Origin of the sequence: Sphingobium xenophagum NBRC 107872, assembly GCF_000367345.1 — a bacterium.
In the GTDB taxonomy this organism is placed as follows: domain Bacteria; phylum Pseudomonadota; class Alphaproteobacteria; order Sphingomonadales; family Sphingomonadaceae; genus Sphingobium; species Sphingobium xenophagum.
This window is the reverse complement of sequence record NZ_BARE01000039.1, coordinates 17,585-33,332: the sequence shown is the minus strand read 5'-3', so window position 1 is coordinate 33,332 and position 15,748 is coordinate 17,585. Positions and strand designations below refer to the sequence as shown.

General features: G+C 62.6%; 9 protein-coding genes. 4 read left to right on the top strand and 5 right to left on the bottom strand.

Features of this window, described 5'->3' with window-relative positions; genetic code table 11:
• The gene (locus tag SX1_RS16350) at window positions 1-1,653 is read right to left on the bottom strand and encodes a flavin-containing monooxygenase (RefSeq protein WP_019053851.1); all 1,653 of its coding nucleotides are present in this window, start codon (window positions 1,651-1,653) and stop codon (window positions 1-3) included.
• Window positions 1,654-2,219: 566 nt separating this feature from the next.
• On the opposite strand from SX1_RS16350, the gene SX1_RS16345 reads away from it, so the two are divergent.
• Window positions 2,220-4,625 carry a TonB-dependent receptor gene (locus SX1_RS16345; protein WP_019053850.1) on the top strand — a complete coding sequence of 802 codons (2,406 nt, stop codon included), beginning with the start codon at window positions 2,220-2,222 and terminating at the stop codon, window positions 4,623-4,625.
• A gap of 54 nt (window positions 4,626-4,679) precedes the next feature.
• Here the strand turns inward: SX1_RS16345 and SX1_RS16340 are convergent, their stop codons facing one another.
• Complete coding sequence (locus SX1_RS16340; RefSeq protein ID WP_019053849.1) at window positions 4,680-5,711, bottom strand: aldo/keto reductase; 1,032 nt, start codon at window positions 5,709-5,711, stop codon at window positions 4,680-4,682.
• A 433-nt stretch (window positions 5,712-6,144) separates the two neighbouring features.
• Here SX1_RS16340 and SX1_RS16335 point away from each other — a divergent pair, with 433 nt between their 5' ends.
• Window positions 6,145-7,260 carry an alkene reductase gene (locus SX1_RS16335; RefSeq protein WP_019053848.1) on the top strand — a complete coding sequence of 372 codons (1,116 nt, stop codon included), beginning with the start codon at window positions 6,145-6,147 and terminating at the stop codon, window positions 7,258-7,260.
• 146 nt (window positions 7,261-7,406) lie between these two features.
• Here the strand turns inward: SX1_RS16335 and SX1_RS22785 are convergent, their stop codons facing one another.
• From SX1_RS22785 to SX1_RS16320, 3 genes are all read right to left on the bottom strand, one after another.
• Window positions 7,407-10,112 carry a winged helix-turn-helix domain-containing protein gene (locus tag SX1_RS22785; protein ID WP_157410241.1) on the bottom strand — a complete coding sequence of 902 codons (2,706 nt, stop codon included), beginning with the start codon at window positions 10,110-10,112 and terminating at the stop codon, window positions 7,407-7,409.
• Window positions 10,113-10,187: 75 nt separating this feature from the next.
• On the bottom strand, window positions 10,188-10,505 hold the full coding sequence (locus SX1_RS16325; protein ID WP_026149835.1) for a YciI family protein: 318 nt from the start codon (window positions 10,503-10,505) through the stop codon (window positions 10,188-10,190).
• A gap of 292 nt (window positions 10,506-10,797) precedes the next feature.
• Window positions 10,798-11,655 carry a dioxygenase family protein gene (locus tag SX1_RS16320; RefSeq protein ID WP_019053844.1) on the bottom strand — a complete coding sequence of 286 codons (858 nt, stop codon included), beginning with the start codon at window positions 11,653-11,655 and terminating at the stop codon, window positions 10,798-10,800.
• Window positions 11,656-11,967: 312 nt separating this feature from the next.
• Between SX1_RS16320 and SX1_RS16315 the strand changes: the two genes are divergently transcribed.
• A complete protein-coding gene (locus SX1_RS16315; RefSeq protein WP_052310915.1) occupies window positions 11,968-14,517 on the top strand; it encodes a TonB-dependent receptor in 2,550 nt (849 codons plus the stop codon).
• A 37-nt stretch (window positions 14,518-14,554) separates the two neighbouring features.
• A complete protein-coding gene (locus tag SX1_RS16310; RefSeq protein ID WP_052310914.1) occupies window positions 14,555-15,748 on the top strand; it encodes a cytochrome P450 in 1,194 nt (397 codons plus the stop codon).

Genomic DNA, 15,748 nt, shown 5'->3' with positions numbered 1-15,748 from the left:
TCAGGACGCGATCGCGGTCTGGGCAAGGTGCTCCAGCGTGAAGCCGCGATATCCGTCGGCCGCGATGTCGTCGCAGATCTTCCGGTAGGTCGGCGCGCCGCCGACATAGATCATGCAGACTTGCGGTTTGCCCGGCACGTTGGCGCCGGTGTACCAGGACTTCGCGTCGGAAAAGAGCGTGTGATTGGCGACTTCCTGGACGTGGTCTCCCCACCAGGCGACCGCCTCGGGCGAGGGGTCGACGACGTCATAGCCATGGTCGCCCATAAACTTGATGAGGCCGCTGGCGTAATCGACATGGTCTTCGATCGCGAGTGGGTTGTTGTAGAGCGCAACCGCGCTTTGCGGGCCGGTGATCATGAACAGGTTCGGGAAGCCGTCGGACGCGATGCCGAGATAGGTATTCGGGCCGTCCTGCCAGCGCTCCTTGAGCGTGAGGCCGTTACGGCCGACGATGCCCATGTTGAGAAGCGGACCGGTCATCGCATCGAAGCCGGTTGCGAGCACGATCGCGTCGAACTCCAGGTCCCCATCCCTGGTGCGAATGCCCTTCTCGTAGAAGGAGTCGATCGGATTGGAGCGCAGGTCGACGAGATCGACATTGGGCCGGTTGAAGGTGTCGTAATAGCCGGTCTCGAACGCGGGCCGCTTGGTTCCGTAGGCGTGGTCGGTCGGTGTCAGCAGCTGTGCGAGCTTGGGGTCGACGACGTGCCTGCTGATCTGGGCGCGGATATAGTCCGAAGCTGCGGCGTTTGCCGCCGGGTCGACCAAAAGATCCTGGAAGGACGAGAGCAGCATCCGGAAGCCGCCGTCGTCCCAGCAGCGCTGATAGACTTCGCGGCGCTCGTCTTCCGACACGCCGAAGGTCGCGGGCAGAGCGTCGGGATAGGGGACGCCGCTGAAGTTCTTGCGCGAGGCGACCCGCAGCTCCGTATAGCGCTTGCGCACCTCAGCCAGTTCTTCATCCGACATCGGCGCGTTGCGCAGCGGTGCCGCGAAATTGGCGGTGCGTTGGAAGACGGTGAGGTGGTCGGCCTGTTCCGCGATGAGCGGTATGGCCTGGATGCCGCTCGAGCCGGTGCCGATCACCGCCACGCGCTTGCCCGAGAAATCGACGCCCTCGTGCGGCCAGCGCCCGGTCATGTAGATCTGGCCGCCAAACTTGTCGGCGCCCGGGAATTCGCCCTCCTTGGGAAGCGAGAGATTCCCGGCGCCGGAGATGACGAAGCGCGCGCTATGGGTCTGCCCGCGATCGGTGGTTACATGCCAGAGCGCGGCATCCTCGTCCCAGACCATCGCTATGACGCGGGTGTCGAAGGCGAAGCTGCGCTTGACGTCGAAGCGCTCGGCCACATGTTCGAGATAGGCCAGAATTTCCGACTGCGGCGCGAACCGCTCCTTCCACACCCATTCCTGCTGGAGCTCCTTGGAGAAGGAGTAGGAATAATAGATGCTCTCGAAGTCGCATCGCGCGCCGGGATAGCGGTTCCAGTACCAGGTGCCGCCGACTCCGGAGCCGGCCTCGAACGCCTGGACCGAGAGCCCCATCTCGTTGCGGAATTTGTGGACCGCGTAGATGCCTGAGAAGCCGCCGCCGACGACGATGACGTCGCTGTGCGTCGATGCGGCCGGTTGGGCCTGGGAAGTCGACATTGTTCTTTCCTTTCAGATTGGTGGCGCAGCGACTTTCGTGCGGGATAGCGCTCGATCTCGGCTGCGGCGCTGACGTTGATCGGGTATCGCAGGAGCCGTTGGAGCGTCCGGCTACGCTGTGGCCTTATCGACCGTAGAAGACGTCGATCGGCGAGGGGCGCCTCTTCGGCGCCGGAGCGTGTCGCATATAATTCAAGTTCAAGATCCGTCTCCTCTTCATCGCGGTCGGCGTCCCTGTAGAAATGGCGCGACTCGGTTTTTCGAGGCGAGGATCGATATTGCCGCGGGCTTCGTCACCTGACGAAAGTTGGTGTCCGCGAAAATCGAGCGGAACCGGCCGATAAGTCTGCCGGAAGCGAAGCCTTTTCTCTTCGGGAAGGCTAGCTTCCGGGATGGGCAATGCAGCTGGGTTGGAGGAAGGTTGGCACAGAAAACCAACCACCAACTTTCGTTAGGTGACACAGCCATTCGCCGACTTACCCTAGGGCCTCCTTGGTTGAGTTCCGCCACCTGAGTTCCTGAAACTCGGCAATTGAGCGGGACCAGAGGCATGGAGGGGATTGAGGATGATTAAGGCACCGCTATATGTTTCGCCCGCGCTCCGCGGGGTAACGCTTCGGGCAGTCTTGCTGGGGAGCACGCTGATTGCCTGCGGCCTTTCGGCAAGCGCCGCCCGGGCGCAAGACCAGCCGGCGCCGCAGCTGTCCGAGCCGCAGACACCGCCGGACGCCGAGAATCCCCAGCCATCATCCGTTCTTGGAGACATCATCGTTACCGCCACGCGGCGCAACGAAAGCTCCCAGCGGATCGGCTTGTCGATCACCGCCTTCAGCGGTGATCAACTTGCACAGCTGGGCGTCACCAATGCGACCGACATCACCAAGCTCACGCCTGCGGTGAGCCTCTATCAGGTGCATCCTTCGGTGACCGCGATCAACATCCGGGGTGTTTCGCAGAATTACTTCGCCGATCACCTCGAGGCGCCGATCGCGGTGTATCAGGACGATGCCTATATCGGATCGACGGGGGCGATCGGAGTACGCAGCTATGACATGGAGCGCGTGGAGGTCCTGCGTGGCCCCCAGGGGACGCTGTTCGGGCGCAATGCGACGGGCGGGCTCATCCAGTATGTGTCGAAGCCGCCAACCGACAAGTTCGAGGCCTATGCCCAGGTAACCGCCGGCGGTTATGAATATGGCAACGGCTATGCGCAAACCGAGGGCGCGGTCAGCGGGCCGCTCAGCGACACGGTCCGCGCGCGCCTGTCGGTCGCGACCAACAATGATCAGGGGCCGTGGCACAACGGGATCGGAGCAAATCCCGGCAACACCAACGAATATGCGGCGCGGCTGCAGATCGAGGCGGAGCTGGGACCCAGCACGACGGTGCGCTTCATCGGCAGCGCGGATATCAACCGCGATTCGCGCGGGGCCGCGTTCACAACTCAGGCGGCAGCCCCCGGCCCTCGTGGTTTGGGCGTGCCCCTGGCGCCGGGCGAGTTCGGGACCTACGCCAATCTGGCGGCGCTTCCGCTGATCCAAACGATCACCTCGCCGTGCCCGGGATGCGACCTGACCGGGTACCGGCAGGGCAGCAATCCCTATCGCTTGAACCTCAGCAATCCGGGGATGTTCAGGCGCAGCATCTATGGCGCGACCCTGAAGGTGACCCACGGTTTCGAGGGCGCGGAGCTGGTCTCGGTGACGAATTATCAGAACGTTGCCAAGCGCCTCACGCTGGACAGCGACGGGTCGCCCTCGACGCTTTTCGATTACGGCACGCAGCAGCGCTACAACCAGTTTTCCCAGGAACTCAGGCTGTCGGGCAGTTCCGACACGTTCAAATGGGTCACCGGCGCCTATTATCTGCGCATGCGCGGAAATTACAGGGTCGATGGAAACTTCGATCTCGGTCCCTACATCGGTCTCACCTGCACCGCGCCCGCCTGCGTCGGCGGATCCCCGGTCCAGGATGCCTTTCGAGCCGACTATCGGTTGACCGACGATACCTGGTCGGTCTTCGCGCAGGCGGACTATTATCTGACCCCGGACCTCTATCTGACCGCTGGCGCGCGCTACACCGACGACCACAAGAAATTCGACTATGGCTGGGCCGACCAGCTCGGCTTCCAGGCGGTGTTGACCGGCGGCGCCCCGACCGTCAGCTACGGCCCGGCAACCGATCCGAGCGCCGATCGCCATTTCCGGAATGTATCGGCTAAGGCCCAGCTCAACTGGACTCCGGCGCCGGGCGTCCTGCTCTATGCCGGCTATACGCGAGGCCATAAAGGCGGCAATTGGTCCAGCCCGATCTTCCCGCCGATCGTCGTGGCATCGCTGCCACACAAGCAGGAAGTGCTGTCGTCATACGAAGGCGGAGCCAAGCTGCGGCTCTTCAACAATCGCGCGACCTTGAACGGGTCGATATTCTATTATGACTATAAGGACTATCAGGCGTTCGCGATCACCAACCTGGTCCAGCAAATCTTCAACGTCGACGCGATCGCCTATGGCGGCGAAGTCGAGTTCCGCGTCAATCCGGCCGAAGGTCTGGACGTCAGCCTGACCGGGGCCTTCATGCACAGCCGCGTCAAGAATGTGCCGCTGCCGGATGGAACCTTTGCCGATCGCCGCCTGCCCGACGCCCCCACCGCGTCGATTGGCGGATTGGTGCGCTATTCGTTCGACGCGCTCGGCGGCCGGGTCGGCGGCCAGGTCAATGCGAACTATGTCGGTTCGCATTTCCTGACGGCTCTCAACGAGCGGACGAACTTCCAGAAAGACTATGCGACGGTCGATCTGCGCCTGGATTATGCAAGCCCGGACGACAAGTGGACGATCGCGGCCTTCGTCCGGAACGTCACCAACAACGCTCACGAGATTTTCGGGCTCGACGTCTCTTCGCTGGGATATGCAGCCAGCGTCTACGCGCCGCCGCGCACCTATGGCGTGACGCTGGGCTGGAAGTATTGAGGGGTGACGCCCGGTTGGCGAGAGCCCGCTGCCGGGCTCTCGCCAACCGTCTGTTTACCAGCGGGTCGGCGTCGGGTTTCGCTCTTCAAAGCCGACCTGATGCCAATAGGGGTAAGCTGGTTCGCGGTGGCTGGCATCGTCGAGGCGGCGGATTTGATCCTCGCTCAGATTCCAGCCGACGGCGCCGAGATTGGCCTTGAGCTGCGCTTCGTCGCGCGCGCCGACCACGATGTTGGCGACGGTCGGACGGCTCAGCAGCCAGTTGAGCGCGACCTGCGGGATGGTCTTGCCGGTCTCTCCGGCAATCTCCTCCAGCGCGTCGACGACCGTGTAGAGATACTCGTCATCCACCATCGGGCCGCCGACCGAACCGCCCGAGGCGATGCGGCCGCTCTGGATCGGCTGGCCGCGCCTGATCTTGCCGGTGAGCCGGCCCCAGCCGAGCGGGCTCCACACCATCAGCCCGACGCCCTGGTCGATGCCGAGCGGCATCAACTCCCATTCATAGTCGCGGCCGACCAGCGAATAATAGCCCTGATAGGCCACATAGCGGGCGAGGCCGTTCTTCTCCGAGGTGGCCAGCGACTTCATCAGGTGCCAGCCCGAAAAATTCGACGCGCCGATATAGCCGATCTTGCCGCTGGTGATGAGGTCATCCAGCGCACGCAGCGTCTCGTCGACCGGGGTCGTGGCATCGAAGCCGTGCATGAAATAGAGGTCGATATGGTCGGTGCCGAGGCGCCTCAGGCTCGCCTCGGCCGCGCGGACCAGATGATAGCGTGACGAGCCGACGTCGTTTGCGCCTTCGCCGACCCGAAAAGCGGCTTTGGTGGAGATGAGCGCGCGGTCGCGCTTCCCCTTGAGCGCCGCGCCGAGGATTTCTTCCGAAGCGCCATGCGAATAGAGATCGGCGGTATCGAAGAAATTGACGCCGGCATCGAGGCAGATGTCGATCAGCCGGATCGCTTCATCGACATCGGTCTTGCCCCAGCGCTCGAAGAACTCGTTGCTGCCGCCGAACGTGCCGGTGCCGAAGCTGAGCGCGGGCACCTTGAGACCGGACCGGCCGAGCTGACGATACTCCATTATTGGCTCCTATATGATCGATGCTGTGGCGGCGGGGCCGGCGGCGCCCGCCCTTTGGCCCGCATTCCTAACGCGTTGTCCGTGATGGTGTTGACGCTCCCATATTTTTTACGATACCAATCGTTACTGTAATGTCCAGTATCGCTTTGACGGTAGGAATGTCTCATGTCGCACCTGGTGAGCGCCATACCAAAGGGACCGGTTCAGCGTCGCCTCGATCGTCTGTGAATGATTCCCGCTCGTGACATCGGAGCGCCATGCGAGGCAGTCGCGCGCATATCCGGACGTGCTCTTGTACGCCCCTGTGCTTGTTGCGGAAGCAAGCCGCCACCTGCGGGACCCCCATCGCCTTGGAAACCAAACCGGTCGGTTGCCGGTCCGCCCCTTGGCCTGGTCGTTCCTGGCCAAAAGATGACTATCTCGGAGACAGAGAATGAAACGTCCAACGCTCTTTTCGCCGCTTGCCGCAGGGCTGCTCGAGCTTCAACACCGCGTGGTCATGGCGCCGCTCACGCGCATGCGCGCAAGCCAGCCGGGCAATGTCCCCAATCTCCTGAATGCCGAGCACTATCGTCAGCGTGCGACCCCGGGCGGGCTGATCATTGCCGAGGCGACGCAAGTCTCCGAGACCGGGCAAGGCTATCCGGCCGCGCCCGGGATTCATTCCGACGCGCAGGTTGAAGGATGGCGTGCGGTAACGCGCGCGGTGCATGAACGAGGCGGGCTGATCGCGCTTCAGCTCGTCCATTCAGGCCGTATCTCGCATTCCAGCCTGCAACCGGGCGGTGGACTCCCGGCGGCGCCTTCCGCGGTAGTCGCAGCGGGCAACGCCTTTACCAGGGATTGGGAGCGCGCGTCCTTCGAGGTTCCCCGCGCGCTGGAGACGGGGGAGATTCCCGCCATCGTCTCTTCGTTCCGGTCGGCTGCGCGCAATGCGATCCGGGCCGGCTTCGACGGCGTCGAATTGCACGGAGCGAACGGCTATCTGATCGAGCAGTTCCTGCAGTCGCGCACGAACAAGCGCGCGGACCAATATGGCGGTTCGATCGCAAATCGGATGCGCTTCCTGGTAGAAGCGGCTCAAGCGGTGGCGGAAGAGATCGGGGCTGGCCGCGTTGGCGTCCGATTGTCGCCTTTCGGCATCGCGAATGACACGGGCGAGGACGATCCCGTTCCGCTTTACACGCGAGCGGTCGAGGCGCTCTCCGAGCTCGGCCTGGCCTATATGCACCTGATCGAGCCGCGGGCGAGCGGGACAGGGGCAGCCGATATTTCCCGCCCGGAAATGCCGTCCGCTTGCGCCCTGTTACGCCCGCATTGGCGGGGGAAGATTATCTCCGCAGGTGGATATGATCTCCGGACGGCGCAGGAAGCCATCTCGGCCGGCAATGCCGATGCCATCGCATTCGGCAGGCTCTTCATCGCCAATCCCGATCTTGTCGAACGCCTTCGCGCAGGCGCGCCACTCAACGCCTGGGATAGGTCGACATTTTATGGCGGCACGGCTGCCGGCTACACCGACTACCCAGCCTACAAGATAGTCGCGTAATTCTGTAGCGCTTAGGGCGGCGTTGGCTCTCCGCACTGAAATCCGCTGCCGAGATGCGGAGGACCTGCGTCGAGCCTGGTCGGCTGGTGTAAGGCTGGCGGATTGGGCACGGCAGGACTGCGGCGCTCTTGTGGGGCCGGGCGTTTCTACGCGATCAGACCAAGTTGCCGGGCGCGCTTCACGGCTTGTGCCCGCCGCGCCACGCCGATTTTCCGGTAGATCCTGTTGAGATACCATTTGACCGAGCCCTCGGCCAGCCCAAGGTAGCGAGCGATCTCCTTGTTGATCTGGCCGTGGCCGACGCCCGTCAGAATCTCGACTTCCTTTGGGGTCAGGGCGTCGATCATTCCCCCGAGGTCCGGATCGTCGACCGGATCGTCATGCGCTTCGCTTCGGGCAAGATTTCCCAATATCGCGTCTTGGCGTACCAGCAGTTGGCCGATGAATTCGTCGGTCTGTGTCCCCGTGCCCGCATATTCGCGCAGAACGCTGAGGACGATCTCTCCCTCGTCGAGGAACGGCGTCACCAGCTCCGTCGGACGTGCGACCTCGATCACGGCCCGAAGCGACCGGTAGCCGCGGAGCCGGTCTCCATTTAGGACTTCGAGTTCGGCTGCAAGGATGCCCCATTGGACCGCCGGGAGCAGCCAGCCAGTCCGCTGGGCATGGTCGCGCCAACGCGCCGCCAGACGCGCGGCCGGGCCGTAGGATCCGGACGCCTGCGCCAGGCGGACTGCCAACGTCGCTTTCAGCTCCCATGTCGCGTCGCAGCCGATGAATGGCGCATGCTGTTCCAGCGTATCTTCCAGATCGCCGGGCAATGTGTAGCGGACCGCGAGATCCCTGCGCCCTTCCCGGACTTGATGACGCGCGGCCTCGGCGGCGACCGCGAGCCTGAGGCGCTCGAAGCCGAATGTGGCCGCCAGCGCAGCGTGCTCGGCGAGAATTTGTTCGGCGCCTGATCTGCCGTCGGCTGCCTGGCTGATGCGCAGGGAGACTTTGAGGCGAGCGACGAGTTGATCGACATATCCGATCTCGGCTGCGGCGTCTGAGTGCTCCTCCAGGAGCGCTGCGGCTTCCTGCCTGCGGTCGGCCAGATAATAGGATTCGGCGAGCAACAGGCCTCCTATTGCGGCCAGGCCGGACCGGTCACCGCCGATGCGCCGGCCGATTTGCAGGGCCTCCTCGAGCGCATGATTTGCGCGGTGCAGGTCCCCGGCACGCAGGTGGCCGATACCGTCCACGGAAGAATGCCAGATAAGGACGTAGGTGCTTCCGTTGCGCCGGTAATGGGCCTTCGCCTGCGCGGAGAGATCGGTGATCGCGGTGCGGACGAACTTGTTGATGCGAACATAGAGATCGCAGGTGATGTTGGTGCCGAGCAGATATTCGTCGTTGTGAGGGGTCAGTGATTGGAGGTAGCGAAGCTTGTCGAGCGCATCCTCCATCCGGTCCGTGAAGATCGCGAGCATCAGGTCGCGATGGGTATAGAGATAGTCGAGCTCTCGCAGGTGCGCCGGGGCAGCGTCGCCCTCCCGTTTGATTGCCTCGATGCGATCCCGCGCGATCGACAGGGAAATTTCGGCGTCCGAGAAGCGCCACATGATCGTGTCGTGCCAAGCTTGGGTAAGCAGAATTCGCGGATACTTGGCCACGGTGGCCTCGGGAATCTGTGCGACAAGCCCGCGAAAGAGGCCAATATCTCCGCTGTAGAGCAAGCCTTGGCAGCGGAGGTCGAGGATCTGCGCCGCCCGGTCGGGCTCGTCGGCCCGCAGCGCGTGGTTGAATGCCTCGTTGAAATTGCCCTGCTTCTCGAACCACAAGCTGGCGGACGCGCGGATCGAAGGGGCGAGCGAGGGATCGATTTCATCCAGACGCCGAGTTAGAAACTCGCTGAACAGGAGATGGTATCTGTACCAGATACCCTCAGCGTCGAGGGAAAAGAAGAACAGGCCTAGCGCTTCAATCGCAGCGATCATCTGCCGACCGTTCGTGTTTCCAGTCACGGCGTTGGCAAGATCGGCGCTGAACTGCGAAAGCGGCGATGTTTTCAGCAGGAACTCCTGGACATCCGCGGCCTGCTTGGCAAGCACCTCCTCCGCGAACAGAGCTTCGATCGTGCGCTCCCGGCCCGAAATCTGGGGCTGCAGGAGCGAGCCCGGGCTTGTTCCGCGCAAAGCGATGCTGGCAAGCCGCAGCCCCGAGACCCAGCCTTCGGTCCGGCAGCTGATCTCATCCAGATCCTCGATCGAAAGGCCCGCATGTCCCTCCCGCGCGAAGAGCTCGCGGGCTTCTTCCGCAGTAAAGCGGAGATCGTGCGAGCCGAACTCGGCAAGCTCTCCGCGCGCCCGCAATCGCCCGAGCGCGAGGGAAGGACTCTCCCGCGTCGCGAGAACGGCATGGGCATTGGGCGGCAGCTGCTGAAGCAGATCGTAAAATGCCTCTTCGCTCGGCTTGCCGTACAGGAGATGGACGTCGTCAGAGAAGAGATAGACCGGGCAGTCCATGCCCATGAGCAAATTGCTCGTCGCGACAGTGAGGGCGTGCGCCGTTGCAAAGCCGTCTGCGGCGAGGAGATCGTTCAGAGAGTCGACGGGGGTGCCGACATTCTCCAGAGATCGAATGAGCGCGACGTAAAGATCGTTCGGCGTTTGCTCATAGCTGTCGATGCTGAGCCATGCCGCGCTATCGCCTCCCGTGACGAGCTGCCGCTGCCAGTCGGCAAGGAGGCTGGTTTTGCCGTATCCGGCCGGGGCTTGCACCAAGGTGATGCGACTGGTCCGGATCAGACTGGAGCCCCTCGCGAGCCGTTCGCGATGGATGAACAGGCCGCCCGCGGTCGGAGCGATCAACTTCGTCCGCAAGAACTTCACTGTGCTGGGCCGAGGGTTGGCTGAAGCTGGCATCCGAGCACTCCCTGGATCGCTTCAAGTGAGTCGATCGGACGTTTCGATCGACCCGAGGCCGATGGTCCAGACATCGGTTTCGAGCCGGGAAAAGAGCTTTGCTTTGACATAGGGGTCATCTGCCATGAATTGCTCGACGGCGGCGCGGCTGGTCGCTTCAAAGACCAGCGCCGTTCCGATCATCTCTCCATGGTCGTCCCGCAATGGACCTCCAAGGACGCAGCGGCAGTCCGCAGCTGAACGGCGGAGATGGGCTCGATGTGTTTCTCGAATTTGAGCGCGGATTGCAGTGCCGCCATGGGCATCGAATGCGCGTACGAGAAAGTGAGACAGCTGCATGGAACCCGAACTGGCTAAGTTTACAAGACATCCACCCGATCCGGCAGATGCATCTGCCGAGCGAGCCTATCAAACCAAATCTAGGCCCTATAGTCTAGGCGCGTCCTGCACGAAGGAGGCGCCGATTTGCACATTTTGTCAGCTATGACGCGGCCTTCGTAAAGATAATCGGCTTTGTCCGCGTCCCGCGTTCCGGAATTGGAGACTGTCGCTGCCGAACCAGGCGGCGTCACGACCAGGCAGCTTGTCAAGCCCGGGCGCGCGACCGCAACGACATAGCGTGGCAATGCGATCATTTCGGGGAGAGAGCGAAGTCGCAGCGCGCCGCCCATTGGGTTGCGCCAGGTTCAGGACTATCGTGAGAGCAGGCAGGTCGCCGGAACTCGGCGATGAGCGAGGCTTTGACGCCGAGCACAGGGTCTTGCTGCAGGTAGGGGCAATCATCGACGAAGAAGTGCGTGGTCACCCGTTCGAACCCCGGCGCGCTGACGATAAAGTGGATGTGCGCCGGCCTGATCGCGGGACGCGCAAGACCATCGAGCAGCTCCCCCACGGGGCCGTCGCAGGGAATCGAATAGTGGAGCGGCTTGGCGGTGACGAAGTGATACCCGCCTTGTTCGCTGCTCGTGAATTGTCCCCGCAGATTTCCTTCGGGGATGGTTGCAGGGCGCTGGACATCGTAGAAGCCGTCGGTATCCGCCTGCCAGACTTCGATGTTCGCGCCTGAAATCGGTTGACCCGAAAGGTCGGTGACGGTGCCTTCGATGAGAGTGGCTTCCCCCTTTTTCTCGAGGCGGATATCCGCGCCATTTTCGTGTCGCGGCGCGTCGGAGACATAGAATGGCCCGAGCACGGTGTTTTCCGTGGCGCCTGGCCCGCGTTGGGTTGCGAGCGCGTCGACCAGCATCGAAATCCCCAGGACGTCCGACAACAGGATGAATTCCTGTCGCTTGTCGTCGCACATTTGCCCGGTCCTCGTCAGGAAGGAGATGGCAGTGATCCACTCTTCCGGAGTGAGCGCGGTTTCCTTGATGGCGGCGTGAAGATGCCGGACGACGGCGTCCACGATGAGGCGCAGGCGCGGGTTGGCATCGGCGCCGCACAACGAGTTGACGAGAAGCGCTGAGCGCGGGGCTTCGAAATAGGGCATCCAGATCTCCTGCCGGTACCTGGCATCTGACCCGGCCCGGGCACCACAGCATGCGCCGCTCACGATATTTCGTCCTGCACATATCGGCACATGGCTGCACAGAGCCGACCTTCGGGAGCGGATCCGAGCGGCGGATATCAGTGCAAGGCATCCCGTTTCATGCAGCACGGCGCTCTGATCGTGCAGGACGGCTTTCAGGACGGGGCATAAGCATGAGAACGAGGACGTGTGCCATCCTCGGCGATGGCGCGCATCCTCTGGGAAAACGCACGCTGGAAAAAGCCGGCGGCATAGGCAGGATCGGGGAGAGGCATGGCTAAGGCCCTTTTATATTTCGGCGCGATAACGTCACTCGCGTCCCTTTTGTCTGTTGAGCCTGCTTACGGGCAGACGGTCGACACTACGCGGCCGGAAGGAGCGCAACCGGTGCAGCCCCAGGCGGAAGAAAGCGGGATCGGCGATATCATCGTTACCGCTCAAAAACGCTCGGAGAAGCTGCAGGACGTGCCAATCGCGATCAGCGCGTTCACCAGTACGGCCCTGTCGGAGCGGGCCATCGACAGCGTCGCGGCGCTTTCCAACCTGGCACCCAGCGTTACCCTCGATGCCGCAGCCCCCTTTTCGGGTTCGTCGCAAGTCCTGGGCGCGACCATACGCGGCATCGGCCAGCAGGATTTCGCGATGAACGTCGATCCCGGCGTGGGCGTATATCTGGACGGCGTCTATCTTGCGCGCACGGTCGGCGCCAATCTTGATCTGCCCGATGTGGAGCGCGTCGAGATATTGAAGGGGCCGCAAGGGACGCTCTTCGGGCGCAACACGATCGGCGGTGCGATCTCGATCACGACCAAGGACCCGACCGACGCGTTCGGTTTCGACGGCGAGGTCATCACCGGAAGCTACAATCGCCTGGATGTGCGCGGCACGGTGAATCTGCCGATCGCCGATCATCTCAATGCGCTGGTGACCTTCTCGGAGAAGTCGCGCAGGGGATTTCAGCGCGGCATTCCGTTCCCCTCGTCTTCGCCGATCAATTCCGACCCCGTCACGGCCTTCCGCCAGGTCGGCTACGACACGAACGGCCGATCGGGCGGGGAGGGCGAATATACGATCCGCGGAAAGCTGGTGTGGGAGCCGACGTCACGACTGCAGTTCAAGGTGTCGGGCGACTATACGAAGGTGGATACGACCGCGACCGCCAACAGCCTGCTTGGCGTGTCGCTGACTCCGCCGCCCGGCCCCGCGGGAACGCCCGCGACCCCGCCGCTCGCGACAATCTACAATCTGTGCATTTCCACTCCCGCCGATGCGCTCGCCGCAGCGGGGTTGGGAGCGGTTTGCGGCAGCCGGGGAACGCCGCTCGATCCGAGCCGGCTGTTGCCGGGCCTCGCCGGTCTCAACGTGGATGGCGATCCGACCAACGACCGGTTGCCTTTCGACGACCGGTTCATCACGTCTGACATCGACACGACCTATGCGACCGCGCAGAATTTTTCGCGGATGACATCATGGGGTCTCACCGGGATCGCCTCATACGAGCTTACCGACAATGTTTCGCTGAAATCGATCACGGGTTATCGCGATCTCGATTGGGGTACGGGTCTTGATGGCGACGGTTCCCCGGTGCAGATGCTGGAGGTCGGCTTTTCGCTCAAGCAATGGCAATTCAGCCAGGAAACGCAGCTTCTCGGAAACTTCCTCGACAACAGGCTCAATTTCGTCGTCGGCGGCTATTACTTCAAAGAGAAGGGATTCATGAACGACTATGTCACCTTTGGTGACGGCCTCCTTCAGATCCAGGGACCGAATAATCTTAAGACGGAGAATTATGCGTTCTTCGGTCAGGCCGACTGGCGGATTTCCGACTTCATCGGCATCACGGTCGGCGGGCGGTACACGCATGAAGACAAGGACTTCCTTGGCGGTCAGACCGACCGCAATGGTCTCTATTACAAGCTTGCGAACTGCACGACCTATGGCGACCCGTGTTCGACGGCGATCGGCATCCCGGACCCTTCGCAGCCGCTGCGCTTCTACACGGCGGTCCCGCAGCGCCGGACGTTCACGAACTTTTCGCCCAAGGTCGGCGTGCAGCTTCACCCGACCGACGACGTCATGGTCTACGGTAGCTGGTCGCGCGGCTATAAAACGGGCGGCTGGACGACGCGCCTGACCGCGCCCGGCGGCGCAGTCGCCCCCGACTTCCGGCCTGAGAAGGCGGAAACCTTCGAGGCGGGTCTCAAGTCGACGTTGCTCGATCGCGCGCTCCAGTTCAATTTCGCGGCGTTCACGACCCGGTACGAGGACATCCAGCTCAACCTGCAGGTCGGCATCGCGCCGACGATCCGAAATGCCGGCGTCGCCAGGATCAAGGGCTTCGAGGCAGAGTTCGTGGTTGCTCCGGTGCAGGGCCTGTTCGTCAACGCGTCGGTCGGCTATACCGATGCCTCCTATACGAGTGTCCTGCCGGACTTCGTGCTCGCGCCCAATCCGCTCCAGGCGGGCATCTATGCCGGTGCGGCCCTTCCGAAAACACCTAAGTGGAAGGTCAACCTGAGCCCGAGCTACAAGTTTGATCTTGGCGGCGGGTCGGTTACCCTTGTTGTCGACTATACGCGCACGTCGTCGGTGTGGAACGATACCGAGCGCACCTATCTGTTGCAGCGGCCATCGACCGACATCCTCAATCTGAGCGCGACCTATCGGGCGCCGTCGGGGAATTGGGATCTGACGGTGGGCGGCACCAATGTGACCGACCAGCGCTATGTCGTCACGGGGCTCGCGCAGCTTTCGATCGGTCCGATCTACGGAACCTACAACGCCCCCGCCCAATGGTATGCAAAGCTGGGGATTCACTTCTAGAATAGGGAAAGGGGGCGGGAAAGCCGCCCCCTCTTTTATGATGAGCGAGATTATTGTCGAAAGAGCACCGCGTTCCGATATCGACCCTTATGAGGACAACGTCCTCCTCGATCCTTGGCCGATGTACGACAGGCTGCGCGACATGGGGCCGGCAGTCTGGCTCGACAAGCACAATATGTTCGCTTTGACGCGATATGACAGCGTCCTGGCCGCGCTTCAGAATGACGCGGCTTTTCCCTCGCGCTTCGGCGTCATGATGAACGAAGAGATGAACCAGGTGCTGCGCGGGAATACGCTGTGCAGCGACGGCGATCTTCACAACATGCTGCGCAAGGTGGTGATCAAACCGCTGACGCCAGCGGCGCTCAAGAGCCTTCAGGACGAGGTCGATCTCGAAGCCGAGCGCATCGTCGAACGGTTGGTCGACCGGCGAACCTTCTGCGCGGCGACGCAGCTTGCGACCCACTTGCCGCTGACCATCGTCTCCAACGCGGTCGGCCTTCCCGAGGAGGGTCGTGAACGGATGATGGAGTGGAGCATCGGCATGTTCAACTGCTTCGGCCCGGCCAACGGGCGGATGCGGGATTCGCTTCCGGTGCTCGACGAGCTCATGACCTATGCAAGGACGCAGGCCGTTCCAGGCAAGCTGAAGCCCGGGAGCTGGGCCGAAGCGATCCATGATGCGGCTGCGCGGGGCGAAGTGCCGCCGGAAGCGGTTCCGGTCATGATGATCGACTATATGGGGCCCAGCCTGGACACGACGATCTTCGGGATCGTAAACGGGGTGTGGCTGTTTGCGAACAACCCGGACCAATGGGACCGGATCGTCGCAGACCAGAGCCTCATCCCTTCGGCGGTCAACGAGATTCTGCGGATGGAAGCGCCGATCCAGGACTTTGGGCGCTATGTTGCCAAGGACTATAACATGGACGGCGTGCTGCTGCCGGAAGGGTCGCGCGTCATTGCTTATTACGGCGCGGCGAACCGCGATCCGCGCAAATTCGCCGACCCCGACAGGTTCGACGTTTCACGGAACGCTGCCGGGCACCTCGCCTTCGGCGCCGGACCGCATATGTGTGTCGGCATGAATCTGGCGAAGCTGGAGATGCGCTCGATTTTCAAGTCGCTGGCGCGCCGGGTCAAGCGCATCAGGATCGTCGAGGAGCAGCGCGCGCTCCACAACATCCTGCGCGGATTCTCCAGCCTGACGGTCGAGGTCGAGCCACTCTGA

Bases quoted from the DNA above. Each gene is read 5' to 3' on its own strand.
- SX1_RS16325 (WP_026149835.1), bottom strand. From the start codon at position 10,505: ATGCAGCTGTCTCACTTTCTCGTACGCGCATTCGATGCCCATGGCGGC.
- SX1_RS16345 (WP_019053850.1), top strand. From the start codon at position 2,220: ATGATTAAGGCACCGCTATATGTTTCGCCCGCGCTCCGCGGGGTAACG.
- SX1_RS16320 (WP_019053844.1), bottom strand. From the start codon at position 11,655: ATGCCCTATTTCGAAGCCCCGCGCTCAGCGCTTCTCGTCAACTCGTTG.
- SX1_RS16310 (WP_052310914.1), top strand. From the start codon at position 14,555: ATGATGAGCGAGATTATTGTCGAAAGAGCACCGCGTTCCGATATCGAC.
- SX1_RS16315 (WP_052310915.1), top strand. From the start codon at position 11,968: ATGGCTAAGGCCCTTTTATATTTCGGCGCGATAACGTCACTCGCGTCC.
- SX1_RS16340 (WP_019053849.1), bottom strand. From the start codon at position 5,711: ATGGAGTATCGTCAGCTCGGCCGGTCCGGTCTCAAGGTGCCCGCGCTC.
- SX1_RS16335 (WP_019053848.1), top strand. From the start codon at position 6,145: ATGAAACGTCCAACGCTCTTTTCGCCGCTTGCCGCAGGGCTGCTCGAG.
- SX1_RS16350 (WP_019053851.1), bottom strand. From the start codon at position 1,653: ATGTCGACTTCCCAGGCCCAACCGGCCGCATCGACGCACAGCGACGTC.